Annotated in this window: 1 protein-coding gene; it reads right to left on the reverse strand. The window is 62.9% G+C overall.

All coding sequences use genetic code 11. The features are described 5' to 3' along the window. Window positions 1-245 (reverse strand): ATP-binding cassette domain-containing protein (locus tag SB753_RS40350; RefSeq protein WP_410805586.1); only part of this gene is annotated, 245 nt, incomplete at both ends.

Raw genomic sequence — 245 nt, forward strand, 5'->3', positions numbered from 1 at the left:
TGTTCGGGCACGAAGCACACGCCGCGCGACGCGATCTTGTGCGGCTGCAGCCCGCTTATCGTCGTGCCGTTGAATGCGACGCGCCCGTTCTTCGGCGCGACGATGCCGGCAATCGCCTTTAATGTGGTGGACTTGCCCGCGCCGTTGCGGCCCAGCAGCGTGACGGTCTCGCCTTCGCCGATCTGCAAGGAAACGCCTTGCAGTATGTGACTTTTGCCGTAGAAGCCGTGAATGTCCTGCACGTC

Source organism: Paraburkholderia sp. SIMBA_053 (genome assembly GCF_046534895.1).
GTDB lineage: Bacteria > Pseudomonadota > Gammaproteobacteria > Burkholderiales > Burkholderiaceae > Paraburkholderia > Paraburkholderia caledonica.